The organism is Streptomyces sp. NBC_00878 (assembly GCF_026341515.1).
GTDB lineage: Bacteria > Actinomycetota > Actinomycetes > Streptomycetales > Streptomycetaceae > Streptomyces.
Map to the genome: position 1 here is coordinate 8287757 of NZ_JAPEOK010000001.1, position 24594 is coordinate 8312350.

The 24594-nt window shown below is 66.7% G+C and carries 22 protein-coding genes and 2 pseudogenes; 7 read left to right on the forward strand and 17 right to left on the reverse strand.

The genetic code is table 11. The annotated features are described in order from the left end of the window. Positions 1 to 226 precede the first annotated feature (226 nt). Positions 227 to 748 carry a hypothetical protein gene (locus OHA11_RS35895; RefSeq protein ID WP_266503431.1) on the forward strand — a complete coding sequence of 174 codons (522 nt, stop codon included), beginning with the start codon at positions 227 to 229 and terminating at the stop codon, positions 746 to 748. On the opposite strand, the gene OHA11_RS35900 is transcribed toward OHA11_RS35895, so the two are convergent. Continuing rightward, positions 741 to 983, reverse strand: a complete 243-nt coding sequence (locus OHA11_RS35900) for a hypothetical protein (protein WP_266503433.1) — start codon at positions 981 to 983, stop codon at positions 741 to 743. The two genes, OHA11_RS35895 and OHA11_RS35900, sit on opposite strands and share 8 nt — an antisense overlap. A 156-nt stretch (positions 984 to 1139) precedes the next feature. Between OHA11_RS35900 and OHA11_RS35905 the strand changes: the two genes are divergently transcribed. The 4 genes from OHA11_RS35905 (at position 1140) to OHA11_RS35920 (ending at position 4542) form a co-directional block, all read left to right on the forward strand. Next, positions 1140 to 1286, forward strand: a complete 147-nt coding sequence (locus OHA11_RS35905; protein WP_266503434.1) for a hypothetical protein — start codon at positions 1140 to 1142, stop codon at positions 1284 to 1286. 80 nt (positions 1287 to 1366) lie between these two features. After that, positions 1367 to 2395, forward strand: coding sequence for an FKBP-type peptidyl-prolyl cis-trans isomerase (locus tag OHA11_RS35910; protein WP_266503435.1), 1029 nt, complete (start codon positions 1367 to 1369; stop codon positions 2393 to 2395). A 228-nt stretch (positions 2396 to 2623) separates the two neighbouring features. Next, positions 2624 to 3910 (forward strand): IS256 family transposase, encoded by a 1287-nt coding sequence (locus OHA11_RS35915; protein WP_266503436.1) that lies wholly within the window; start codon positions 2624 to 2626, stop codon positions 3908 to 3910. 140 nt (positions 3911 to 4050) lie between these two features. After that, the gene (locus OHA11_RS35920; protein WP_266503438.1) at positions 4051 to 4542 is read left to right on the forward strand and encodes a hypothetical protein; all 492 of its coding nucleotides are present in this window, start codon (positions 4051 to 4053) and stop codon (positions 4540 to 4542) included. On the opposite strand, the gene OHA11_RS35925 is transcribed toward OHA11_RS35920, so the two are convergent. The 8 genes and pseudogenes from OHA11_RS35925 to OHA11_RS35960 all read right to left on the reverse strand — a co-directional run bounded on the left by OHA11_RS35925 (position 4499) and on the right by OHA11_RS35960 (position 14473). After that, positions 4499 to 5416 (reverse strand): IS5 family transposase, encoded by a 918-nt coding sequence (locus tag OHA11_RS35925; RefSeq protein ID WP_266503440.1) that lies wholly within the window; start codon positions 5414 to 5416, stop codon positions 4499 to 4501. The two genes, OHA11_RS35920 and OHA11_RS35925, sit on opposite strands and share 44 nt — an antisense overlap. 161 nt (positions 5417 to 5577) lie before the next feature. Beyond that, positions 5578 to 6429, reverse strand: a complete 852-nt coding sequence (locus OHA11_RS35930) for an IS5 family transposase (RefSeq protein WP_266503442.1) — start codon at positions 6427 to 6429, stop codon at positions 5578 to 5580. Between the two features lie 119 nt (positions 6430 to 6548). Further along, the gene (dnaG, locus tag OHA11_RS35935) at positions 6549 to 8417 is read right to left on the reverse strand and encodes a DNA primase (protein ID WP_266507680.1); all 1869 of its coding nucleotides are present in this window, start codon (positions 8415 to 8417) and stop codon (positions 6549 to 6551) included. A gap of 192 nt (positions 8418 to 8609) precedes the next feature. After that, positions 8610 to 9266, reverse strand: a pseudogene (locus OHA11_RS35940) (caspase domain-containing protein); the annotation flags it as partial. Beyond that, positions 9256 to 9609, reverse strand: a complete 354-nt coding sequence (locus OHA11_RS35945; RefSeq protein WP_266503443.1) for a hypothetical protein — start codon at positions 9607 to 9609, stop codon at positions 9256 to 9258. The pseudogene OHA11_RS35940 and the gene OHA11_RS35945, both read right to left, overlap by 11 nt. A gap of 190 nt (positions 9610 to 9799) precedes the next feature. Continuing rightward, entirely contained in the window at positions 9800 to 11431 is a 1632-nt protein-coding gene (locus OHA11_RS35950) for a UvrD-helicase domain-containing protein (RefSeq protein ID WP_266503444.1), read from the reverse strand. Further along, entirely contained in the window at positions 11428 to 13449 is a 2022-nt protein-coding gene (locus OHA11_RS35955) for an ATP-dependent endonuclease (RefSeq protein WP_266503445.1), read from the reverse strand. The genes OHA11_RS35950 and OHA11_RS35955 overlap by 4 nt, the downstream gene beginning before the upstream one ends. A 379-nt stretch (positions 13450 to 13828) precedes the next feature. Then, positions 13829 to 14473: an HNH endonuclease gene (locus tag OHA11_RS35960; RefSeq protein WP_266503447.1), complete on the reverse strand. Its 645-nt coding sequence runs from the start codon at positions 14471 to 14473 to the stop codon at positions 13829 to 13831. Positions 14474 to 14623: 150 nt separating this feature from the next. On the opposite strand from OHA11_RS35960, the gene OHA11_RS35965 reads away from it, so the two are divergent. After that, entirely contained in the window at positions 14624 to 15712 is a 1089-nt protein-coding gene (locus OHA11_RS35965) for an IS630 family transposase (protein ID WP_266503448.1), read from the forward strand. Between the two features lie 111 nt (positions 15713 to 15823). Here OHA11_RS35965 and OHA11_RS35970 read toward each other — a convergent pair whose 3' ends face one another. The 7 genes and pseudogenes from OHA11_RS35970 to OHA11_RS36000 form a co-directional block, all read right to left on the reverse strand. Next, positions 15824 to 17089: an IS701 family transposase gene (locus OHA11_RS35970; RefSeq protein WP_266493618.1), complete on the reverse strand. Its 1266-nt coding sequence runs from the start codon at positions 17087 to 17089 to the stop codon at positions 15824 to 15826. A gap of 189 nt (positions 17090 to 17278) precedes the next feature. Further along, positions 17279 to 17590, reverse strand: a complete 312-nt coding sequence (locus tag OHA11_RS35975; protein WP_266503449.1) for a hypothetical protein — start codon at positions 17588 to 17590, stop codon at positions 17279 to 17281. Positions 17591 to 17714: 124 nt separating this feature from the next. Continuing rightward, positions 17715 to 17963, reverse strand: coding sequence for a hypothetical protein (locus OHA11_RS35980; RefSeq protein WP_266503451.1), 249 nt, complete (start codon positions 17961 to 17963; stop codon positions 17715 to 17717). 611 nt (positions 17964 to 18574) lie between these two features. Beyond that, positions 18575 to 19288, reverse strand: coding sequence for a ParA family protein (locus tag OHA11_RS35985; protein WP_266503453.1), 714 nt, complete (start codon positions 19286 to 19288; stop codon positions 18575 to 18577). 175 nt (positions 19289 to 19463) lie between these two features. Further along, the gene (locus OHA11_RS35990) at positions 19464 to 20051 is read right to left on the reverse strand and encodes a helix-turn-helix domain-containing protein (protein WP_266503454.1); all 588 of its coding nucleotides are present in this window, start codon (positions 20049 to 20051) and stop codon (positions 19464 to 19466) included. Beyond that, entirely contained in the window at positions 20048 to 21550 is a 1503-nt protein-coding gene (locus tag OHA11_RS35995) for a transcriptional regulator (protein WP_266503456.1), read from the reverse strand. The genes OHA11_RS35990 and OHA11_RS35995 overlap by 4 nt, the downstream gene beginning before the upstream one ends. A gap of 405 nt (positions 21551 to 21955) precedes the next feature. Further along, positions 21956 to 22237: pseudogene (locus OHA11_RS36000) on the reverse strand (uridine kinase); the annotation flags it as partial. Between the two features lie 495 nt (positions 22238 to 22732). On the opposite strand from OHA11_RS36000, the gene OHA11_RS36005 reads away from it, so the two are divergent. After that, positions 22733 to 23161, forward strand: coding sequence for a CBS domain-containing protein (locus OHA11_RS36005; protein WP_266503458.1), 429 nt, complete (start codon positions 22733 to 22735; stop codon positions 23159 to 23161). A gap of 123 nt (positions 23162 to 23284) precedes the next feature. Here the strand turns inward: OHA11_RS36005 and OHA11_RS36010 are convergent, their stop codons facing one another. Then, entirely contained in the window at positions 23285 to 24412 is a 1128-nt protein-coding gene (locus OHA11_RS36010) for a magnesium and cobalt transport protein CorA (RefSeq protein ID WP_266503459.1), read from the reverse strand. Positions 24413 to 24594 lie beyond the last annotated feature (182 nt).

The following is a 24594-nucleotide window of genomic DNA, read 5'->3' on the forward strand; positions in this document are numbered from 1 at the left end:
GGGCCAACCCTGGCCCCCCGCATCCCGTAGGCGCGGCTCGGGCTGGAGTTCGCAGCAGCGGAAGGTACAACAAGCGGATGCGAAGCAGAGCGGCCAAGGCAAACCGCCGATACCACCACCATTACACTCGGCGCGCGGACGGGATCGACCGCTGGTACGGCGGAGCTTCCATGGCCTACGGGCTGTACGGGGAGTATCGCTCCTACCGGCAGCAAGGATGGCGACGATGGCTGCGGTGATCAAGAATCGCAAGCGGATCCTGCGAGCCTGCGAGACCCGCCTGGCCACTCTGGCGTTCCTCGTTTTCGCAAAAGGGGATCGAAAGGAAGCGGCGATCGCCGCCGCTGAAGCCGACAAGGCTGTGTCGGACCTACTCCAGGCGCGGCCCGGAAAGATCCGCCGGCAGGATGCGTGCGGCGTATGGCGTCCGGCTTCTGACGCACTGGCCCTTCGCTCATGGCTGTGGTTCGTGATCGCAGCCCCGCTCGGGGTCGGAAGTCTCTTGCTAATCCCGGGCAGTACAACCGCAGAGCAGTACGTGCGGATTGCGCTCTCGTTGGTCCCTGCAGCGCCCAGCGCGTTGTTCGTATCACGCCAGCTGAGCCACATGCTGGCCCAACGGTCCCTGAGAGCCGAGATGGCCGGACAGAATGTCCTCGTCTGGATCGGCCGCTGGCTCAGTGAAGGCGCCGTTCTCGTCCTCACGGCGGGAATGTGGGCGCTCTGGGTGACGGTCCTCGTCATTTAGTCAGCAATGCGGGGCGCCAGCTACCTGGCGCCCCGCATTCGGGGGCGGGAACGGTGCCCCGCGCCCAGACGCGATAAGTACCGCGCCCGATTCGACGTTCGTCCATGATTTCAGAAAGGAACATATGGCGCGCAGGCTGAATCTTCGCACTATAGGCATTGTTGCGGCATTTTCCGTCACGGGAGGCCTCGATGCTCTCATCTTCAAAAATATTGGGGTATTGAGGATCCGGCACTTGAATGGATCATATGGTGGGGATTCACGGCCCGCGGTGCGGGAGTCGCGAGCTAACCGGACTTCTGGATCAGGGGCAAGCGCATTATCTTGCTGCGAGGGGGACAAGAGTCCTGCGGCAGGACATCGCCCCACCACCGTTGTTCGATGCACTGCCATGCTGTATCTCGGCAACAGTGAAATGCGCTGTGCAGAAATCGACATCGACGAGCAAGAAGTTCTGGCGCGTGACACGGTCGAAGAGCTTCGGCAAGCCGCCGGAATCATCAACGAATTCGCGGCTGCTCCAGTCCTGAATACCTAGCGCTGAACGGAAAACAGTCCACGATGGGGCAACCGATCCGAGTCCTCGGCGGTCGCACCCACCTGATCCTCGGGAAAGAAATGCGTCGATTCGCAGCCCTGCTGATAACACCAGCCCTCGTGCTCGTGGGGTGCAGCAGCAACCATTCATCCCACCAGTCCCGGCCGGACGGCTGGCACCGGCCGCTCGCGGCCCCCTCGGCGCCGCCGCAAACAAAGGCGGCCGTGCCCGCCGTGGTGCGCACGGATGCCGTACTGCCCACTGTTTCGGGGAAGTTCGGGCGCCCGGCCACGATCTCGGTCCCGAAGTCCGCGCCGAGCGGCAAGTTCGTCGTCGCGCCGCAGACGCAGGGGCGGGGACGTTCGGCACACCCCGGCGATGCGGTCGTCGTCCGCTACACCGCCAAGGTGTGGCGCACCGGCAAGGCGCTGCCCGGCTCGTACGGCAAGGGGGCCCGGCCGCAGGTGTTCGCCGTCGGGCGCGGCGCGACGCTGCCCGCCCTGGACCGGGCCGTGCAAGGCCAGCGCGCCGGGAGCCGGGTCCTGGTCGTCGCACCCCCGGCGGCCGCGTACGGGACGACCGGCAGCGCGCAGTTCCATGTCACCGGCAAGGACACCGTCGTGTTCGCCGTCGACATCCTGAATGTCATCGGCGCCCACACCGTCGTCCCCGGCGAGCAGCACTCGGTCTCCAATGCGCTGCCCGAGGTGCACATGAACAAGGGCGACGGCACCGCCACACTGACCATCCGCGACCAAGCGGCTCCCAAGGGATTCGTCGTCCAGCGCCTGGTGGACGGCGCCGGTCCGGTGGTGAAGGCCGGGCAGACCCTGGTCCTGCAGCACTCCTCGGCCGCTTGGGAGGCCGCCCGCGGCAAGGACGAGGCGGACCTCTTCCTCAGCTCCCACGCGGACGGCGGCCCGCTGCCCGTCGTGATCGGCCGGGGCAACGTCATCGTTGGCTGGGACCGCGCCCTGGTCGGCCAGCGGGTCGGCAGCCGGATCCTCGCCGTCATCCCGGCGAAGCTGGCGTACGGTCCGCATCCCCCGAAGGGTCTGGAGCCCGGCGCCACGGTGATCTCGGTCCTCGACATCCTCGCCGCCACCTGAGGCCATGCCGGGACCGGCCACTCATCCAGTCGACCAGCCCTGCAGTACGAAGGCCGCCCAGTGCGCACCCGTGATGGTATCCATCACCTGCGTCTGAGTGTGCCGCAGGGCAGCTATGAGAGTGCGGAACGTGGGCTCTTGTCCGTTTCGTGGTTGAGCTTGGGGAAGGATCGCTGGTCGGGGTCTGTACGGTGAGCGGTGTAACTCCCGAGCTGGAAGCGACAGTTGATGACTGACGTGACGAGTGACACCGAGGCCGGGAAGGCCGCTGTGAGTGGGGCGAGCGCCGTGGATGACGGGCTGGTCGCCGAGCTGGTGGCCCGGGCTCAAGCCGGTGGCGTGAAGCTCACCGGGGATGGCGGCCTGCTGCAGCAGCTGACCAAGCGGGTGCTGGAGTCCGCGCTGGAGGGCGAGCTCACTGATCATCTGGGGCACGAGCCCGGAGAACGGGCCGAGGGTGGCCGCGACAACTACCGAAACGGGCACCGCTCCAAGACGGTGATCACCGAGTCGGGGCCGGTCGAGATCGCGGTGCCGCGGGACCGGGCCGGGTCGTTCGAGCCGCAGCTGGTCAAGAAGCGGCAGCGGCGTCTGGGCGGGGTGGACGAGATGGTCCTGTCGCTGTCGGCGAAGGGGCTGACGCACGGGGAGATCTCCGCGCATTTCGCCGAGGTGTACGGCGCGGAGATCTCCAAGTCCACGATCTCCACGATCACCGACAGCGTGATGGCCGGCATGTCGGAATGGCAGAACCGTCCGCTGGACAGCGTCTACCCGGTCGTCTTCATCGATTGTGTGAACGTGAAGGTCAGGGACGGTCAGGTCGCCAACCGGCCCGTCTACATGGCGGTGGCGGTCACCGCCGAGGGCCACCGGGACATTCTGGGTCTGTGGATCGGCGATGGCGGGGAGGGCGCAAAGTACTGGCTCCAGGTCCTGACCGAGATCAAGAACCGTGGCGCGGCCGATGTCCTGATGCTGGTCTGTGACGGCCTGACCGGCCTCCCGGACGCCGTGAATACCGTCTGGCCTGCGACGATCGTCCAGACCTGCGTCGTTCACCTATTACGGAACAGCTTTCGTTACGCGGCCCGGCAGGACTGGGAGAAGATCGCGAAGGCGCTCAGGCCCGTTTACACCGCCCCGACTGAAGAGGCTGCGCTGGAGCGGTTCGTGGAGTTCACCGACGCCTGGGGCGGGAAGTATCCGGCGATCGTCCGGCTCTGGGAGGCGGCCTGGGCGGAGTTCGTGCCCTTCCTCCGGTTCGACGTGGAGATCCGCAGGATCGTCTGCACCACCAACGCGATCGAGAGCATCAACGCACGGATCCGCAAGGCCGTCCGGGCCCGGGGACACTTCCCCACCGACCAGGCCGCCCTCAAGTGCGTCTACCTGGCCGTCATGAGCCTGGACCCGACCGGCACCGGACGCAAACGCTGGACCATGCGCTGGAAGGCCGCACTCCAAGCCTTTGACATCACCTTCGACGGCCGGCTCGCCGCCGGACGACGCTGAAGAAACCGACCGAGTTCCACCGTTCGCTACACAGACCCCCTCGTAGCGGCCGTCTTCTGCCCGCCCGTGCCCGCCTTGTTGGCCGTGGTCTTCTTGCTGGCGGGCTGTTGGAACAGCGTGAGCTGGGTGCTCGCCGTCGTGTGGACGAACTGCGGGAGGAAGCCGACCGTATCCAGGCCGAGCTGGCCGTGGCCGAGCGGGAATGGAAGGAGTGGGCCATCGCCCGCACGCGGGTCGGCGAGGTGCTGGCACCGGTGGACGAGACCGAAGATCACGCCCGGACCGAGCGGGCGATGCCGGCCGAGGGACCGGCCGAGGAGGCATCATCGGCGTCGAGGGCCGCGAAGCCGAAGTCGCAGGTGCCCATGTGGCGCGAGGGCCTGGCCTGGTCTGTGCTATCGATCGACTACCAGCGCATCCTGCAGGCCCTTGCGGACCGGCATCGCCTCCATCAAGGGCCGCTGACCTGCCAGGAGATGGCCGTCTTGTTCGGCCTGGACGCGGTGCCGGCGAAGGTGGAGGCGCTGCGGACGAAGGCGAAACGCCTGGTCGCGCGCGGCTGGCTGGCCGAACAGCATCCGGGCCGCTTCACGCTCGCGCAGAATGTGACCGGGCCAGGCGGCGGGTCATGAGCAGGGTCATCGACCAGTAGACCATCGCCTCGGCGCTGGTGGTGCGGCGCTCGAAGTCGCGCACCAGGCGGCGGGTGCGCATCAGGTGGGCGAAGAGGCGCTCGACGATCCACTGCTTGGGCAGCACCACGAAGCCACGCATGTCGTCGCTGCGCTTGACGATCGCCAGGACCAGGGCGAGCGTGGCCAGGCAGTGCTCGACGAGACTGCCGGTGTAGCCGCCATCCGCCCAGACCAGGGCGAGGCGGTGGTGCGCGTCGGCGACTTGGTGCAGCAGGACCTGGGCGGCGGCGCGGTCGCCGACATCCGCGGCGGTGACCATCACCGCGAGCAGCAGGCCGAGGGCGTCGACCACGACATGCCGCTTACGGCCGTTGATCAGCTTGCCGCCGTCGAAGCCGCGGCTGTCGGAGCCGACGACCGCGTCCGCCTTCACCGACTGCGAGTCGACCACTCCGGCCGTCGGCTCCGCGTCGCGGCCCGCCTTCTCGCGGACCTGCGCACGTAGCCGGTCGTGGAACTCCTTGACCAGGCCGTGGTCGCGCCAGCGGCGGAAGAAGGCGTATACCCGGTCCCACGGCGGGAAGTCGGCCGGCATCGCCCGCCACTTGATGCCGTTGTCCACGAGATAGCGGATTGCATCGAGTGCAGCCCGGTGGCAGTACGCCTCCGGCCGGCCGCCGCGACCGCGCATCCAGCCCGGCACCGGCAGCAACGGCCGGACGGCCGCCCACTCCGCGTCCGTCATGTCCGTCGGGTAGCGCGGCTGCCGCAACCCGTTGTCGGCGGCGTTTCCGAACCGGTGAGCCAGGCAGTCACACTCCCAGGTGACCGAGCTGGACTGCCCGGCCGTCGGCACGGAAGACTGCTGCATCAGGGCCTCCTGCTGCTCGGTGATTCGACACCAACGAGCTGTTCAGGAGGCCCTGTCCGTATGCGCCACGCGCCCCACGATCACCCAATCGGGACTCCCGTTCGACGTGCATCTCTCAAGATCGGAAAGACAACAACTACTAAGACCGACCGGCGAATGGATCACTTGAGGCGTCGGGTGGTGGGGCGGCCGTCCCAGCGATAGCGGGTCGTCGAGCGTCGGATGAGCATGCGGAGCGTGACGAAAGCAGCGGCGAGGTAGAGGTAGAAGTCCACGGCGCTGCCGTCCTTCTCGGTGCAGCGCCGCAGCTTGCCGTAGCCGTTCATCCACGAGTGGGAACGCTCGACCACCCACCGCTTGCCGGCCTGGATCGGCGCGGGCACGCCCTTACGGGCGATCTCGCCGGTGAAGCCGAACTCGTCGGGCAAGGCACGGGTCCTGGCGCTGTCGTAGCCCCGGTCGAGGTTGACGTTCACTTGCTCCGGGAGTGCTCCTACCTGGGCTTTCGTTGCTTCGAGGGTGGGGCCGAGCAGTGGTGAGTCGTGCCGGTTGGCGCCTGCGGAGACGATCCCCAGAGGGACCCCGGCCGCGTCGGAGGCCACCGATCGCTTCAGTCCCTGCTTGCCCCGGTCGACCGGGGAGCGTCCGGCCTTCTCGCCGCCCGAGGGAGCTTTCGTGATGCAGCCGTCCACGGAGATCTCGGCCAGTTGAAGGCCGATCATCCGGTCGTACGCCTGGAGCGCCAGGGCGTGGACCTGCTCTGATATGCCCATCTGGGACCAGAGTTTGACGCGGCGTCGGATGGTGCGGTCCGAGCAGCCCGGACTGGCGATCCGCTCGTATCCGGTGCCGTGGACCAGGGCCTGCACGATGTGCTCGAAGACGATCCGGTCCGGGACCCGGCGACGGTGACAGCCCAGCGGGTGGGCCGGCGCATAGTCATCGCGCGCGGGCAGCAGGGCGGCGAACTGGTCCCACAGGGGTTCGAGCAGGCAAGATGGCACAGCAGGCACGGGCCCTCCGGTGATCACTGAGCGTAGAGAACTCCATGATCACTCAGGCCCGTGCCTGTCTCGTGCCCAGCGCGACCATTCGCCGGTCGGTCTAAGTCAGTGGCAAGGGGGGAGCGCGTTCAAAGGGCTTCCACACCTCGCTCGCGCAAGGCTTGCCCGTACTGCTGCAGCACCCACACTTCGTTCTGCACGGCGGTCGAACGCGATGAGTCCTTCTGATCGCTCTCGCGGGCTAGGACGCCCAGGAGGTCCTGCATACGCCGGTCGACAGAACGCCGCCTGACAGTGACGAGTTGGTCGCCTGCGTAGGCTTCATCGACGTTCCTGCGCATGATCGGCTCGGTGGTCAGCTCAGTGATCAGGGCACGGACAGCGTCGTCAGGAGCGGCTTCGCGGACCAAAGACAGGTACTCCTGGGGGTCCTGGACGCCATATTCGGCGCCGCCCGCGTCCGTGATCGCGCGGCGCACAGCCGCGTAGGGCACAGCGGTGAACTCCTCGATCCCGTACGCATCGAAGGCCGGAGAAACCAAGCCGGGCCGCTGCAGAGCGATCTTGAGTAGCTCGCGCTCCGTTGCATAAACCGCGTTACGAAGATTGATCACGGGCTTGGGCGGGGTCTCAGCGTTCGCGTACGTAGGCGGGTGCTCCGCAGCGGAGGTCCGGCTGGCGCTGCCGTGAGTTTCACGAGCCAGCTGCCTGATGTGCCTGACCACGAGGTTTTCGTCCAGGTTGTCGAGCATGCTGGCGAGCCCGAGCGCGACGTGGTGCTGAGCCGTGCTGTCCGTGATTCGGGCGACAATAGGAGCAGCCTCTGCCAGGGCGGCCTTCTGCCCGGTGGTGGTCTCCATGTCGTGTCGAGCGACGATCTGGCGCAGAACGAACTCGAAGAGCGGGGTGCGCGGTTCAACAAGCTCCATGACGGCCGCGTCGCCTTTGGCGATGCGCAATGCGCTGGCGCTCATCCCGTCAGGGGCGACGGCGACGTAGGAGTGGCCGGCGAGCTTCTGATCGTCCTTGAGTGTGCGCAGCGCAGACTGATGGGCGTGTCCATCGTGGGCGAAGGCAAAGGTGATCCGGGCGCTTCCATCGCTTTTGAGGAGGCGCCGCAGGATCGTGATGTGGTCAGTGCCGAAGGGGGTGCCGCAGGTGGCGACGGCTGTGGGGATACCTGCCAGGTGGCAGGCCATGACGTCGGTGTAGCCCTCGACGACGATGGCGCGGTTGGTCTTGGCGATGTTCTTCTTCGCAAGGTCGATGCCAAACAGCGCCTGGGACTTCATGTAGATCGGGGTGTCGGGGGTGTTGATGTATTTGGGGCCCGTATCGGCCTCGTAGAGCTTGCGGGCGCCGAAGCCGACGGCCTCGCCACCGATGTTGCGGATGGGCCACATCAGGCGGCCGCGGAAGCGGTCGATGGGGCCGCGGCGGCCCTCCTGGGCAAGGCCGGAGAGCAGGAGCTCCTTGTCAGTGAAGCCCTTGCCGCGCAGGTAGCGGGTGAGGTGGTCCCAGCCTTGAGGGCTGTAGCCGACGGAGAACTGCTCGGCAGCGGCTTGGTCAATACCGCGCTCGGCGAGGAATGTGCGGCCGATAGCGGCCTCGGTGCTGGTGTCGAGCTGTGTGAAGTAGAACTGCGTGGCCGCTCTGTGTGCTTCGACCAGGCGGATGCGCTCAACGTGTTGGCGGTCACGGTGGCCTGCATCAGCGCGCAGCGTGATACCGCCGCGTGAAGCCAGCCGGTCCACGGCTTCGCCGAAGGAGAGGTGCTCCATCCTCATGATGAAGTCCAGTGCATCGCCGCCGACCTGGCACTCGAAGCAGTGGTAGGCACCCTTATGGCTGTTCACGCTGAACTGCCCGCTGCTCCCTTCACAGAAAGGGCAACTTCCTCGGAATTCGCGCCCAGACTTGCGCAGCGGCACGTAGTCGGTGATCACATCCTTCAGCGGCACTGCGGCCTTGAGTGCTGCAATGTCCCTTCTGCCTATGACAGGTTGTGCCACAGCGCGGGAGGGCGGCCGGGCCAGCCTGTTCCGGTTTGCCAGGCTAGACGCTTCAAGCTGGACAGTGGCAGCTGGCCTGGCGGGTTTCCACGCGTTCCATGCAAAGAGAGCGCTACTTGCACTGTCATCTACCCGACGGTTCGGCAACGGTAGGCCGCGGGCCCGCATCCTCTGGCGTAGGGGTTCATACAGGTCTCCGAGCGTCAGGGCCGTCGGCCCGTTCGGAATCCCTTCGCGAACAAGGCTGATGAGCTCACCCGTGAACGAGGTACAGGCGTCGGCCTGTTGATCGAGGGGCACGACATGCGCGGGACCGTCTGCAGCCGTCCATACATATGTTCCGCGAACATCAGCCGCCAAGGTCAGGCTGTCTGCCTGCGTAGAGAGTGTTTGAACGGCTCTGCCGGAATGACAGCAATCAAGGATCGAAATCTTCACACGCGCTGGGCTGTCGAGCAGAGCGTCTCGAACGTGGGCGTAGGGCATGCCGGTCAGATCGACGTGATCCGTATTGGTTTCACTCAGCGGGAAGAACAGCTCACCACGCTCGGAAAGGGTGCCATGGCCGACGAAGTAGAAGAGGAACGTGCCATCGGTGCGCGCCGCAAGTTCGCGCAGCAGGACTGCAACCTCCGGGACGTGAGCCGCGTTGTCGATCACGGTCACCTGCTCAGGAGGCCAGCCGCACAGCGTTGAGTCGGTCAGCAGTTGTCGCATGCGCCGAAGACTGTTGGCGGCTGCCGGTACAGGGCGCTGCCTCGTATCGCGATAGCTTGACACGCCCAGTAGGACGGCGCATTGATCGAGCCGGTCGGTGCTGCTCCTAATGCTCATCGAGTGTCTGCTTGATCAGGCGCAGAAGTTCCGCCTCGTCAACGAGGTCTGCTCCATTACGGATAATCTGTACGGACTTCCCGTCGACGGTGACACTGACGCTCTGTTCGGTGCGCCTGCTGCCGAGCCAGGACCCTAGCGACGTGACGAAGGCTGTGGCTATGCCACCAGAACCGACAGCCACACTGATCAGCTCGAATGCGCCTCCGAGTTCATCCGCCTGTGTTGGCCGACGCTGGGCCCTCACATGCCCCTGAAGATCTCGCTCACGGCGCAGCCACTGGAGGAGTGATGTGAACTCTTCACCCGGCGCCCCGTCCTCCAGGCGTATCTCAAGTTCCACTCGGCTGATTCCCCCTTGGCGTCTTGCGATCTTCCCTGGGTGAGAGCGGTGTGCGTCCTCGGCTTCGCGACCACGTCATGCGCCCACTTCCGCAGGGTCACTTTAACGTTGCAGCTGGACTGAGCGGCAGCGGGAACCGGCAGTCGCGATGCCGCCAGGCCGACGGCCGCGGAATGCACACCTTGTGGGGTCAAGGGTGCACGGTACCTGAGGCGAACCAGTCGTGGGCTGTGGGCAGGGCACCGTCAGGGATGTCAGCGAGAAAGACGACCGCGAGGCCACGGCGGGCTCGTGAGCACGAGACGTAGAACAGGTTGCGTGATCGCTCCAGTCGCTTCTCAATGTCCCGGCCGGCGAGCATCTTGCCCATGTTGTACTGGGTCCACGAAGCGTCGTCGATGATCACGATGACGTTGTCGAACTCATCGCCCTTCACTCCATGCTGTGTGTGGAACGGGGTGCGCTGCTCGCGGTACTCGATGAAGCGTATGACTTCCGCGTAGGGGACCTTGCGCAGTGCGTTGGAGAAGTCGGCCAGCTTCTGGTCGTAGCCTTCGAGATCCTCCGACGTCCGTCGGCGTTCGAGGTCGCTGAGCTTGCGGGGCACGGACAGGAGGTGCTGCCGAGCCATGTGGTCGAGTACGGCGCCGATGGTTCCGGACTCTCGTACTGCAATCAGTTCTCTGATGTCGGCCGCGATCCGTCGCTTGTCGCGGTGGCTTGTGATGGTGGTCCTTCCTGCCACCAGAAGGCTGGTGAGCTCTGCGTAGTCGAGCGTGTGGAAGGCGCTGCAGAGAGCTTCGACCCTGCTGAGGTACTCGATGTACGGCTCGTCGTTGTCCAGGAGTTTGTCGCGGCCCTGCGAGCCGAGGATCTGGTACTGATGGAGCAGGGTGCCGTAGGAGAGGGCTCCTGCGATGCCCCGGTGGGTGAGCATCAGATAGCTGGTGGTGTCGTCGGACCAGCCCAGCCCGGCAAGGTGCTGGCGAGCTGCGGCCAGGCGTGCCTGGCCGGCGGGCAGGGCGGAGTTGAGGAAGAGATGCACTTCCCCGTCCGTGTTCTCGCCAACCGCCTCCTGCCGCAGTTGGGGACGGATCTTGTTGAGCACCTCGACCACTGGGCGAGAGCAGCGGTAGTTCTCGTGCTTGGTAATGGGCTCCAGCTTGGGGTGAGTGACAGCACCCTGCCCCGAGGTGAAGATCTTCTGCATGGAGTCGCCGAACAGCCCGATGACGCAGGGCTGACGGCCGGCTCCGGCAAGGTGGTCGAGAAGAAGCCGGATCGTCTTGGGAGAGGTGTCCTGGTACTCGTCGACGAAGATGACCGGGTAGCAATCGGCGATCAGGCGTGTGAGTTTGGGATACCGGGTCACCATGCGCAGCGCGAGATCGATGACCTCGTCGTGGGATATCTCGCCACGGTGCAGACGCCGCCGCCAGTCGACGTACTGGATGGGCGTCGGGGGGCTGGTGAGTTCGCTGAGATCCTCAGGTGTAGGCAGAGCGTCGTTGTACTCGGTGATCTGCTGCCACAATTCGCCACCGAAGCCTTTGATGACCTCCCAGAGGAACTCGTGGATGGTCGCGACGGTCACGAGCGGGTGGTCGTGGATCCGCTCGGTGATCTTGCGTTTGGCGACGTTGGTGAAGGTGATGCAGGCGATCCGGCGGCCCTTGCTTGCCAGCTCCGCACCGTGGTGCTGGAGGCTGTGCTCCAGTGCTTGGACCAAGGTTGTGGTCTTGCCCGCGCCAGCACCGGCCTCGACCAGGAAGCTGCGCCCCGCATCCAGCTCATCGATAACTTGGTCGATGGTCGTCTTCACGGGAGCATCAGCCACAGCAGGCCCTCGTCGATATACCGGGGTACCTTCCAGTTGTCCAGGAGCATGGCGTCGAAAGCGAAGTCCGTCTTGTGGTCACGGAGACTCTCCGCGATCTCGTAGGCGTGCGTCTCGATGACCGTACCGCCGGGGTGTTCGCCCACCGTGCGGTCGAAGTGCCCCTTCAGGGCGAGGTTGGAGAGGTTGTCGGCCAGGACCGGGGCGTTGGCGATGATGAAGGCGTCCTCGAAGCTGCGGCCGAAGGGCCCGGCTGGATGTTCGGGTACCTGGTAGGCAACCCGGACCTTCTTGCTGGTCTTGTCTTTGCCTTCCGCGGCGAGCAGGTCGGTGATGGCTTCCTTGGCCGGAAGCCACTTCTTCAGGGTGGAGTTGGAGGTGCATGCACCCGGGGTGGCGGGATGACAGCCGGCGCGTTTCTGGGATGGGTCGACGGAGTCGAGGTCCGTGATGATGAGGGTTTTGACATTGAGGAACTCCAGCAGGCTGCGGAAGCGGACCGCGTAGGCATCACCCACCTCGATGACTGAGACGTACTGGTGCTGCAGACGTGCGGCGCAGCGGCCGATCATCTTTGGCAGGAGGAGCCGCTCGGCTGTCCCCTCAATGAGGATGATCTTGTCGGCGAAGAACATGTCGCAGCGGTGCAGTTCCATGTACTGCTCCAGGAACCGCAGAGTCTCGCTGCCGTCCTTCGTCTTCTTGACGTTGGCCTGGAAGGTAGACAGGTCCTTGATGGAGATGTGGTGTTCCGTGGCGTCGAAGTAGCGGATCTTCGCGAATCCGCTTCTGGCGACCATGTGTGAGGAGTGAGTGGTGATGACGACCTGCACGTTCCGGCCGGTCTTGCTCTTGATGTACTCCTCGATGTTCTTGATGAACGTCTCCTGCATCTGGGGATGCAGGTGGGCCTCGGGTTCCTCGATGAAAAGGATCTGCAGTGCAGGCTGAGGGCTGGCCTGGCTGCAGCTTTCAATGAAGCCCCGGATCTGCAGGATAGTGAAGATGAGTTTGCTGTATCCGAGGCCGTTGTGCCCTTCGGGCAGCGGGTACTGAGCGTCTCCAGAGGGGTACTGGATCCGGGTGCTCCCGCGCAGAACGGCGGCGCCCTCAATCAGAGCGACGATCCGGGGCGGGTGCAGTGGAGACATCAGTTCCAGGCCGAAGGTGCTCAGGTCGTCGAGGAACGGCTCGAAGAGTTCGTCGTAGTTGGCGTCCAGCTCTTTCGACGCCAGTGCGAGCGCCTCTTCGATACGGTCGACGTTCTGACCGCGCTTGTCGTCGGTGCTTGAGGCCCGGTAGTAGGCCTCGAACGTCTTCGACAGGGTCCGGGTCTTGTCCGCGGGAGTGTCGTCGAACTTGTTCTGCGCGTAGATGAACCGGACCGCGAGTATCGACCGTGCGGCACTCGGCTTGAGCTCACGCGTGACCGAGTCATCGACGGGACTCACCGCACGGTACGTCGCCGTGAAGTGCTCGTTGAACTTCCTGCGCAGCCACTTGTAGCTGTCGAACTGGCTCCCCGCGCGGCGGGCGGCTTCGCCGAATTCCGTAAGGAGCTTCCTCGGGTCGCCAGCGGCAAGGAGTGCGACGATCCGGACGCTGTGACAGGTCTCGTCGAGATCGAGGATCGCTGAACTGATGGGAGCGAGGTCGTCCTTCTCGTCGTAGTCGATCGTGATCGTGAGACGGATGGCCGGTACCAGCTCAAGCGCTTTGCTGCGCAGTGCTTCCCCGGCCTCGCTGTCGCCAGCTGCTCCCAGCTGTTCGGCGTCGGCGAACTGTCGGCGAGCGTGCTCCAGGTCGGCAATGCGGCTTGTGGTGAAGTCCTCAAGGACGAACCTGACCTCGTCGCTCGGACTGAAGAATTTCTCGAACAGATTTACGAACGAGGTCTTCCCGCTGTTGTTCCGACCCACGATCAGTGTCGTCGACGCGTCGATCTGAATCTCCGCGTCACGTAAGGCGCGGAAGTTGGCCACTTTGGCGTGGGTGACGTGCATGGTGCTCCCGGATCGGCCTGACAGAATCCATGCCATCACCACCGCCGTACAATCTGTGGCGCGTGAGGCGAGAAGTAGTATGTGTTATGAAAGCCGCTGTGGGGGAGTTTTTGGTCAAGAGGCGGAACAGGGCTCGCGCGCCGGAGCTTCGGAGACGAGCTCACGCCCAACTGCACCCTCGCGGCCTGCTACTTGGGGCGTTTCTGTTCTCTGTCACCGACTTGAATCGTTCGCTGGGATGCTGTCGGTGGAGTTGCCCCAGGGATTGCTCGTCGCTGCACGACGGCCTTTCGTTGGGGCGCCCCTTCGATCCGAACTGACTGTCCCCGGTGCTGGTCTGGGCAGTGATGACATCGACTCGCCAACCGCCCAGATTGGCTCATTCGGCGATGCTGTCGTTTAGGTCGGCCAAGTGCTTGCGCACCAATTCTCCAAGGAGATCGCCCGGATAGAGCTTTGCCCTGTACGCAGCCCTGAGGAATGCCGTGCGGTCTTCCTCGGCAAGGATCATCGTCGGTGCCGAGAACCAGGCCTGCCGGTCCTTCCACCCACAGCACACCCGGCGGACGCAGGTGTCAGCATCGGCCTCCCGAACCTTTGGTGCTGTCCAGGGATGATACGGGTAACCCTTCAATTCAGTCTTGCAGCGTTCGAGCGCCTCGAACATGCCCGCCTTGACCCTGTGCGTCTCACGGCCGTAGTGATGGCGGAACCAATCGCGGCGGTCGATGTCGGCAATCTCCCCCTGGACCCGTTCAACTCGGCGCGGAATCCCAACATAGACCTCGGGGCGCATCGCCCTGCTGGTGAAGCCGACCTTCGGGTAGCGGTGGTGCAGATCCATGTCACGAACCCAGTTGCGCGCTGTGCGCCCGTTCTTCCATCGATTGCAGCCATCGCACGCGGGCACGAAGTTCCACCAGATGTCTGCCCCCCGCTCTGCCACCGGCCTCTCATGATCGAGCGTGGTGGCACGCGACCGTCCGCAGTAGACGCAGATCCCACGGTGCGCGGTCAGGACCATGAGCCACACCCACGTCGGCTGAACTGCACGACTCCCACGCGGTGTTGCAGTCTGCACAGAAGCCACGCCACCCCCAGTGCGCTGTCAGGAACAGGGGAGCGACCCTAGTGTCCTGAGTCGGAAGTTGACGGGCGGTTATAGGGTGGGGTGATGCCTGGTCCTGAGCCGCTGTTGCTGGAGTTGTCCGATCACGAACGCAGGGTGCTGCGGGGCTGGTTGCGCAAGCAGACGGCGTCTCAGGCGCTGGTGTTGCGGTCGAGGATCGTGCTGGCGTGCGCGGATGGCCGGCCGAACGCGCAGGTCGCGCAGGATCTGGGGATCTCGCGGGAGACCGTACGCAAGTGGCGGGCCCGGTTCGCCGCGGACCGGCTGGAGGGCCTGGTGGACCGGCCGCGTTCGGGGGCACCGCGGAAGATCACGGACGAGCAGGTCGAGGCCCTGGTCGCCAGGACGCTGGATCAGGCGCCACCGTCGGGTGATTCGCACTGGTCGACGCGTTCGATGGCCGGGGCGGTGGGGATGTCGCAGTCGGCTGTCTCGCGGATCTGGCGGGCGTTCGGCCTCAAGCCGCACATCGTGGAGACCTGGAAGCTGTCGACCGACCCGCAGTTCGTGACCAAGGTCCGCGACGTGGTGGGCATCTACCTCGCCCCGCCCGAGAATGCTCTGGTCCTGGCGGTGGACGAGAAGTCGCAGATACAGGCCCTGGACCGGACCCAGCCCGTGCTGCCGATGGCGCCGGCCACGCCGGCGAAGATGACCCATGACTACGTCCGGCACGGCACGACCAGCCTGTTTGCCGCCCTGGACATCGCCTCCGGCTCGGTCATCGCCCAGCACTACCGCCGCCACCGCCACCAGGAGTTTCTCCGCTTCCTGAAGGTCATCGACGCCGCCGTCCCCAAGGACCTCGAACTCCACCTGGTCCTGGACAACTACGCCACCCACAAGACCGAGCCGGTCAAGAAGTGGCTCCTGCGCCACCCTCGCTTCCACCTGCACTTCACCCCCACCTCGGCGTCCTGGCTCAACCTCGTCGAGCGCTGGTTCGCCGAGCTGACCTGCCGCAAACTCCGCCGCTCGGCCCACCGCAGCGTCGTCGAACTCGAACGGGACATCCGCAGCTGGATCAACGAGTGGAACAAGAACCCCAAGCCGTTCGTCTGGACGAAGACCGCCGACGACATCCTCGACACCCTCGCCGCATACTGCACACGAATTAACGACTCAGGACACTAGTAGGGCTTGGTCAGATTCGTATCGGTGTGGGCATGTTGCGGTGGCAGGTGGGGCAGGCACCGGTCCAGAGGGCGAGGAGTGTCTGTAGCTCGCGGACGACTTGGTAGAGGCTCAGGCCGGTGCTGGGTCTTTTGGGGCCCGGGCCAGTCGTTGCAGGGTGCAGAAGGCGTGCGCGACGGAGACGAGGGTGACGTGGTGGTGCCAGCCGCCCCAGGTCCGGCCCTCGAAGTGGGCAAGTCCCAGGGCCTGCTTCATCTCCCGGTAGTCGTGCTCGATGCGCCAGCGGAGTTTGGCGAGGCGGACCAGCGTGGTCAGAGGCATGCCGGAGGGCAGGTCGGACAGCCAGAACTGCACCGGCTCGTTCTCACCGGCGGGCCATTCGGCCAGCAGCCAGCACACGGGCAGTTCCGGGCCGTCGGTGGCCTGGCGGACCTCGCGTCCGGCAGGCCGGATGCGCAAGGCCACGAAGCGGGAGTACATCCGCTTACGGCCAAAGCGGCCGGTGCCGGGCCGGGAGCCCTCTCGCCACTGCACCGGCCGGGCAGCCTTCCGGCCCGCCGCGATGACCAGCTCCTTCACCGACCGCGGCTTGTCGGGATACTTGGCCAGCGGCGGGCGTCCCGTCCCGCAGTACGGCCCGGCCACCGGCACCGCGTCGGCGGGCTGGGCCGACAGTGTGGTGGAGATCCCCACCACGTAGTTCAGGCCGCGGGCCTGCAGTCCGTGCCGGAACGCGGCAGCGTCGCCGTATCCGGCGTCCGCGACGGCCAGCGGCACCTCGATCCCCCACGAGCGGGTCTCGTCGAGCATGTCCAGGGCCAGCTGCCACTTCTCCACATGCCCGACATCGTCCGGGATGCCGCAGGCGGTGCGGCGGGCGACCTTGTCCGCATCGGCCTCCGGTGAGGCGGGATCCCATGTCCGGGGCAGGAACAGCCGCCAGTTGACCGCCGCCGAGGCGTGGTCGGACGCGAGGTGGAGTGAGACGCCGACCTGGCAGTTGGTGACCTTGCCCGCGGTGCCGGTGTACTGCCGCGACACGCATGCCGAGGCCATCCCGTCCTTGAGGAACCCGGTGTCGTCGAAGATGAGGGCCTTGGGCCCGATCGTCTCCTCCATCCGCCAGGCGAGCTGGGCCCGGATGTGCGCCGGGTCCCAGGGGCTGGTGGTGATGAAGTTGGCCAGTGCCTGACGATTGCCGTCCTCCCCGAGCCGGGCGGCCATCGGCTCGACCGACTTACGCTGCCCGTCGGTCAGCAGCCCCCGCACATAAACCTGCCCCCACCGGCGCTGATCCTTGCGCGCGAACGGCTCGAACACCTCCGCCGCGAACGTCTCCAACTCACCACGCACCACAGCAATCTCGTCCGGAGTCACACACTCTCAACGCCACACCGGGCCCGCAGGACACGCACCACAACAACCGACCTGACCAAGCCCTACTAGCGCCGACAACTGACAATCCCGTGGTTGAGGAGACTCTCCGCCTGCTCGCCAAGCGGGTGAACGCCCGGGCACGCAGTGAAGAAGGGGCATGTCGATCTCTTCACGAGGGGAGAAGGCTGGTCAGCGGACTTCTGTCTCTGACCGATTGAGGTCGGGCGGGTAGCCCTTTGCGCGGAGCCAGGTGTCGAGGGCCAGAGCCACGATGTCTCCATGCGGCACGTCAGTGTCCGCGTTGTAGCGGCGGATCCGACGCTGGAGCTGGAGAGCTTCGGGTACGGCGTAGTTGAATTGTCCTCGTTTGGTGTGCCGATTGCTGATGACATCCAGAGTGTCCAGATGCGGCGTAAGAACGTCATCGGTGGGCTGGCACTCGGCGTCGAGCGCGTCGGCGATGTCGCGCAGTCGGCGGGCGTAGTGGGAGTGATCAGGCACGAGAGCTGCTCCGGTCGGTCCGGATAGGCGGATAGCTATCCGCCTATTGGGCTATTGGAATAGTCGGCACGAGGGGCGGCCACACCCCTGGCGTGGGGGAGGCCGCCCCATACTGGGGTTGGGGTCAGAACCCGCGGGTGGTGAGCCATTCGTCCAGCGCGACCGAGACGATGTCGCCGATGGGCAGGTGGTCGAGTTCGTTGTCCAGGGCGAAGCGCTTGATCCGCTTCTTCAGCTTCAGCGCAGCGGGGACCGACGAGTCGAGGCTTTCCCGCGCGATGATGCGCTGGTTGAGGACGACGGTCGCCTCGGGAATGTCCTTGGGCCGTCCAGGCCCCGGAGCCCACGGCGTTCCCTCGCTCGGCGCTGCCACCGATCGCGCGCCTTGGTCCCAGTGAGCCCTCGGAACATCGGTCCGCACCGGGAACGCCGTGCCGCCAGCGACCGGAGGGACTGCCGGGCGAACTGCAACCTCGGTGGCCGAGGCCACGCCAGGAACCACCGACGTGAAGTGGGACGGCTGGTGCTGCGAGGCCTGTTCGGCTGGCTGGGCGGGCTGAACCGCAGGCGCTGTCATCTCCGTAGCCGGGACGACAGGCTGTACCTGCTGCTCCACCGGTTCTGCAGGGGATTCCCCGCGCCTCTCGGGGGCGACGCCAGCCAGGCGAACCGGCTGATCGGAGACCGGTTCCTGCACGGGACCCCTCGTCGCGACCTCAGCTGTCGACTGGGCGGGAGTCTGCGCCACTTCGGGCACCGGCTCGGTCCGGCCCGCCGCGCCCTCGATTGGATCCGTGGAAGGAGCGGGCTGAACCTGCTGCTCGCTGGCAGCAGGACGGCCTTCTCCTTGGGCAGCGGCCTGCTCGGCAGCGAACTGCTCGGGGGTGAGCTCGGCAGCCGGCGGAGGGGGCGGAGGGGCCGTCTTCTTGGCCCCTCCGCCGAGGGCGCGCCCGGTGCGGCGGGCTGGGGGCTTCATACGCTCGCTCATGCCGTCAGCTCCTTCATCAGCTCGGCGTACTCGCTCAGCTCGGTGGGGATCTCGCCGAAGGCCTCCATGTAGTGCACCCAGGAGTGGATGACGGTGTCCGCGAGCGGGAACGGCTCGTCGCGGTCCGGGCCGATGCCCTCGCCCTGGGCGGGCTCCAGCAGCTTGTCCTTCGCGGTGCGGGGCAGGCTGGTGCGGTCGTCGGCCTTGACCAGGACCACGTGGGCGGTGATGTCGCGGGTGTTGCGGGCGGCGGCGCGCTCGGCCTCGTCGAAGGTGGCCACGAGCTTGCGGCGCTCGATCTTGGTCGGGGCGACGGGCACGATCAGGCGGTCCGCCTCGGTGACAGCCTCGTGGAAGATCCGGGCGCTGCCGCCGCCCGCGTCGACCACGATCGCCCCGAACTCGGCGCGCTTCTCACGGATGTGCTCGGCGATGTCGTCGAACGGGTACCGCTCGACCACCAGGTTCTCGGGCATCTCGAAGCCCTCGGCCTGGGCGACCTTGAACCAGTCGTAGGCAGACTGACTCGTCGCGTCCGCGTCCAGCAGTAGCGTCGGCAGGCCGAGAACGACGGCGTAGTAGAGGGCGATGAACCAGGCCGAGGTGGTCTTGCCGGTGCCGCCCTTGAGCATGCCGACAACGATCACGAAGGCGTCCCAGACATGGGCTGTGGCCGCAGCCAGGGTCGTGTGACGGGTGTTCTCATTCACGTGTGCTCGATCTCCAGAAAATAGAAGGGTGCTGTCTGATTCGGTGGCCGCGCTTATGCGCAGCGGCCAGGGGGCGGGGCGCGGGCCACGCGGCTGGACGGGCGATGGCACCGCGGCGAAGCCAGCAGTCGACTGGCACGCGCGGCGAGATCAAGGAGGGGCCGCGCTGGGCCGGTCATGACCGCTTCCCCGATCTGCGAGCGGGGCCGTGCCGGTGCTGGGGCCGCATCCGGGTGTTTGCTTCGCGCAGAAGCCGGTAGACCGTGGCGACCGAGTGGCTGCATTCCTTGGCCAGCTCCGGCACCGAGGCGCCGCCCTCATACCGCGCCCGCAAGGACGCCGCGAGCTTCTTCCGCGCCGTGGCATTCGCTGCGGAGCGGATGCGCAGCGTCTGCTGGGTGGTGCGGGGCGTGCCCCCGGCCTCGATCAGTAGCCGCCTCGCAGCACGCCGTGTCCCGGCACCTGCCGCGGCCAACTCCCCAAGCGTCGCGCCATGTTGCTCGTAGAGGCGGCGCAGATGTGCCGCGAGATTGCGGCGCGCCTGCTCGTCGCGCATCCGGCGCGTCTGCCACGAGGTGCGCATTTCGGTCCCGGCCTCGTGCAGCCGGTTGACGACCGTGCCGTACGACAGCCCACTGACGGCTACGAGCTCGGCGATCGTGGCCCCGGACTCGTAGCGCTGGCGCAGAACCTGAGCCGTGACCGCCCCATTCTCGAACCCCGTCTCGGTTCCTGCTGGTGGTGGTTGTGGTTGTGGATTCACGCGACGGACTCCCATTCACTGAGGGCTTCGGCATGGGCGGCGGCCAGCTCGTCGTAACTGCGCTGGTCAGTCGAGGTGATGAGGATCAGCCGGCCATCCGTGGCGACCCGCCAGTCGGCAGCAGGGCGACCGGTGGACGGATCGAGGACGGACCCGTCGGGGGCCTGCCACTCGCCCGGGATCTCATCGGGGCGGAGCGCGGGGACCAGGACCTGGCGCCCGTCTCGGACGATCACCAAGGCCTTGCTGCGGTGCTCCGCGAGCCGGTCCAGCGCCTTCCGGTATGCCGCGCGCTCGGCCGCGTGCAGGGCCTTGCGTCGGGTTGCGACGCCCGTGGTGCCGTGTCGGCGGGCGACCTCGTCCCAGCCCCGCGCCGGCCGTGTGTCTGGCCCGGAATCAGCATTCAGGGCGTCGTTACCGAAGCCTTCCAGTGCTCGGGGAGCCAGCGCCCAGGTCTCGCCGGTGTGGTCCACGAGGCCGTGGTCGGCCAGGCGTCGCAGCGTCCGGTAAGCGGTGGCACGGGATACCGAGGCCGTGCCGACAAGCTCGCTGACGGTCTGAACGGGCCGGACCTGCAGCGCTCCGATGATCATGAGGGCGGAGCTGCCGAGGCCGTGGCGGGCGAAGGCGTCGTGGCCCATCAGTCGGCTGATCACGGTGGAATCGATGTCGGCCGTCGTGCCTGTCTCAGAGGTGGGCCACTCCTCAAGTGCCGGGTCGGGGGGGTACTGAGTGGTCCGGGAACGAGACAGCGAAGCGGGGGCGCCATGGCCGGTGATGCCGTCGCCGAGATACCAGGTCGAACCCTCCCGCCCGTGGCCGACCCGCAGACGACGCAGCCAGCCCTCGGGCCTGAGGACGGTCTCGTAGACCACTCGCAAGGTCGTGCGTGAGATTCCTGCTTCCTCCGCGGTCTGCCGCTCGCTGGCGTGGTGCAGGGGGCCGCCCGCGATCTCAGCGAAGGTCAGATGGGCGCGCAGTACCCGCAGCGCGGTCCGCCGCCGCTCCCCACGCCAGGGCGTCGTCTCCATGCGGTCCCGCAGAGCGACGAGGACCTCAAACGCGTGATGGCGGGACTCCAGCACTCTCGTACTGCTGACCGCAGCCGAGGCGCTCGCCCACACCCGCCGGATGTAGTCCAGGGCGCGCGCCTGGCCGGAGCGCAGTGCGATGTGCCGGGCGTGCCGGCCACCCTCGTGGTCGGGGTGCAACAGCAGCCGGGTCAGCTGGGTGAAGGTTCCGCCGGAGCGGGCCACATGGCAGGCGATGGCCGCTGTGATCCGGTGACCGTGCTCTGCTGTGCCCTGGCGGTCCTCACGCAGGACCAGACTGCGGCCATCGGAGCCGAGCCTGCTGTAGCTGCCCGTGGCGTAGCGGCCGGTGAGGTCGCCGAGCAGGATGAGCTCAGCAGCCGCCGGGCGGAGTCGGTGGAGGCCCAGTAGACCGAACGGGTGAGAGGTCGGTCGTTGTGGCTCTGCCTGATACGTGAGGTTTGGCACGGTGGGGTCGTCTCGCAAAGACAGGGACGCCACCCAGGCCCGCTAAAACCGCGGGTGGTGTCCGGAACCGACCTCCAATCGGTGCCAGCGAAGCCTCCAGGATTCCCGTCCTGGGGGCTTTCGTATGCCTGGCTCCGGTGGAGGCAGGCGTCCCCATCACAGCTCGACCAAGGCCGAAGCGAAGAGCGTCAAGGTTGACGCCCTGATCGAACCGGCCAACTCGGGTCCACTCGGGGGCAAATGCAGAGGGATCGCCTCTGACTGCCTCCGAGCGGCCCGGGTCGAACCCGGGTCGAATCAGAGCGTTTACCTCTGACTGCCTCCGATCGCCTCTGCAACCCGTCCTAGCAGGTCACAGCCGCTTCGACCTTCATGGGCCCAGGTCAGAGGGGTGCTCCGGAATTACCAGCCGTCGTAGTACGCCTCGACGTCCTGGTGGCCGTACTCGAACCGCAGGGAGGCGGGTCGCAGGAAGCCTTCCGTGCCGACGACGAGTGCGGACCGGCCGCGCGGGCGCAGGGCTTCGGCGACGAGTTCGGCGAGGTCACCGGGCCGGGCGGCCGGAGTTCCGTCGAAGGCGATCCGCGGCCAGGGGCTCCCGTCGGCCGGCTTCAGATCGAGCAGGCGCTCGGCGAGGAGGCCGCCGAGCCGGTCCCAGGTGATCGCTTCGAGTCGCACACGGCCCATGATGCCGCGTGGGTGAACGGGGGTGGTGGGTGCGGAGTCACTTGTGGGTTCGAGGGTTCGAGGGCTTGACGGCTCCTGGTGGGTGCGGCGGGGGCGGGGTGGGGGTGAGGGTGCGGACGGGTGGGCGAGGGGTCGGGGTGGTCGGGTGCGGTGGGTTCGTCCACCGGGGGCCCGGGTGCGGTGTGGGTTCGTCCACCGGTGGCCCGGGTGGAGAGGCGGACGGGGGCCTGGGTCGACGGGTAGGCGGGGCCTGGGTCTACATGTGGGCGGGGGCCCGGGCTGGCAGGTGAGTGGGCGCCTGGCTGGCTGGCTGGCAGGTGAGTGGGCGCCTGGCTGGCTGGCGGGTGAGTGCGGGAGCCCGGGCGGGTCGCGATGTCACGCCGAAGCCGTGAACTTCCGGGTGCGTATCTCCCCGTACCCGGCAAGAATGTAGGGCGCCGGGACTAGCGGTGCCTTCCCGCGCCGCGCCGGCCGTCCGGCACCGGGAGGTACTACATGACCACCGCCGGAGACATCATGCACCGCGGCGCCCAGTGGATCCCCGCTCACGAGACGCTGGACCGTGCCGCCCAGCTGATGCGTGAGCTCAATGTGGGCGCGCTGCCCATCAGCGACGAGAACGAACGGCTCTGCGGCATCCTCACGGACCGCGACATCGTGGTCGGCTGCGTGGCCATGGGCCATGACCCGGCACGCATCACCGCGGGGGAGATGGCCAAGGGCACACCGCGCTGGATCGATGCGAGCGCCGACGTGGGCGACGTACTCGGCGAGATGCAGGGGCACCAGATCCGCCGCCTTCCTGTGATCGAGAACAAGCGCCTGGTCGGGATGATCAGCGAGGCCGACCTGGCCGCGCATCTGACGGACGAACAACTCGCGAGCTGGGCCGAGAGCGTCTACGCGAAGAGCGCGACACGCTGACCCCGAGGTCCACATGGGGACGCATTGACCCGGAGGTCCCCAAGGGGATGTGTTGACTCCGAGGTCCCCACGGCAGCGCCGGGACACGTGCTCGTTCGGCAGGACGTGCCGGACGAGTGCGTGTCACAGCCAGCCGTTGCGCTTGAACCCCCGGTAGAGCGTGGAGCACGCGACGGCGATGATGCCGACGGCCAGGCCGTATCCGAACTTCCAGTGCAGCTCCGGCATGTAGTCGAAGTTCATGCCGTAGACCCCGCAGACCATCGTCGGCACGGCGATCAGCGCCGCCCATGCCGTGATCTTCCGCATGTCCTCGTTCTGCGCGACGCTGACCTGCGCGAGATGCGCCTGCAGAATCGAGTTGAGTAGCTCGTCGAACGCGGCTATCTGCTCGGCGGCCCGCAGCTGGTGGTCGGAGACGTCGCGGAAGTACGCCTGTATCTCCGGGCCGATCACCCGTATCGGCTGGGTGGCGAGATCCATGATGGGGCGGCCCAGCGGGACCACCGCCCGCTTCAGCTCCAGGAGTTCACGCTTGAGCTGGTAGATGCGCCCGGGGTCGGCCCGCGCGCCGTTCGCGGAGAACACATCCGTCTCGACCTGGTCGATGTCCTCCTGTACCGAGTCCGTGACGTTCAGATAGTCGTCCACCACATGGTCCGCGATCGCGTGCAGTACCGCGGCCGGGCCCTTGGCCAGTTGCTTGGGGTTCGCCTCCAGCTCCTCGCGCAGCGGGCCCAGCGAACCGTGCCTGCCGTGCCGCACGGTGACCACGAAGTTCTGGCCGACGAACACCATGATCTCGCCGGTGTTCACCACCTCGCTGGTCGCGGTCAGTTCGGTGTGCTCGACATAGCAGACCGTTTTGAACACCGCGAACAGTGTGTCGCCGTACCGCTCCAGCTTCGGGCGCTGGTGGGCGTCCACCGCGTCCTCGACTGCCAGCGGGTGGAGGTCGAACAGCTCGGCGATGCCCGCGAACTCCACATCCGTCGGCTCATGCAGCCCGAGCCAGACGAATCCGCCGTCGACCTTGCGGACCCGCTCCACCGTCTCGACCAGATCGTGGCAGGCGGGGATCCTGGCCCCTTCTTCGTACGCCACGCAGTTCACCACCGCCGTGCCCAGTGGAGACCGGGCGGGATGGCTCAGGTCGACACGGGCATGCCGTCGTGTCAGCCGTGCCACCCTGCGGAGGCCACCGACCCTGCTCAGGCCCGTGACCCTTCGCAGATTCCCTGCCATGGACATCTGGATCTCCTCGCGTGGATCTCCTCGCGCCGCACTCTGCGCCTTGCCGCGGCCAGTCTGCCAGGATGTTTTGGCGGCCGGGAAAGCCTGTGGGAACGGAGGATTCCGCTCCGGATTCATCGCCTCGGCCGACAATCGGCCGAGGTGTCGACGGTTGTCGGCGTGCCGAGCGCGACGCGCTG

Bases quoted from the DNA above. Each gene is read 5' to 3' on its own strand.
- OHA11_RS35895 (WP_266503431.1), top strand. From the start codon at position 227: ATGGCTGCGGTGATCAAGAATCGCAAGCGGATCCTGCGAGCCTGCGAG.
- OHA11_RS35905 (WP_266503434.1), top strand. From the start codon at position 1,140: ATGCTGTATCTCGGCAACAGTGAAATGCGCTGTGCAGAAATCGACATC.
- OHA11_RS35910 (WP_266503435.1), top strand. From the start codon at position 1,367: ATGCGTCGATTCGCAGCCCTGCTGATAACACCAGCCCTCGTGCTCGTG.
- OHA11_RS35915 (WP_266503436.1), top strand. From the start codon at position 2,624: ATGACTGACGTGACGAGTGACACCGAGGCCGGGAAGGCCGCTGTGAGT.
- OHA11_RS35925 (WP_266503440.1), bottom strand. From the start codon at position 5,416: ATGCAGCAGTCTTCCGTGCCGACGGCCGGGCAGTCCAGCTCGGTCACC.
- OHA11_RS35955 (WP_266503445.1), bottom strand. From the start codon at position 13,449: ATGCACGTCACCCACGCCAAAGTGGCCAACTTCCGCGCCTTACGTGAC.
- OHA11_RS35960 (WP_266503447.1), bottom strand. From the start codon at position 14,473: ATGGTCCTGACCGCGCACCGTGGGATCTGCGTCTACTGCGGACGGTCG.
- OHA11_RS35965 (WP_266503448.1), top strand. From the start codon at position 14,624: ATGCCTGGTCCTGAGCCGCTGTTGCTGGAGTTGTCCGATCACGAACGC.
- OHA11_RS36005 (WP_266503458.1), top strand. From the start codon at position 22,733: ATGACCACCGCCGGAGACATCATGCACCGCGGCGCCCAGTGGATCCCC.
- OHA11_RS36010 (WP_266503459.1), bottom strand. From the start codon at position 24,412: ATGTCCATGGCAGGGAATCTGCGAAGGGTCACGGGCCTGAGCAGGGTC.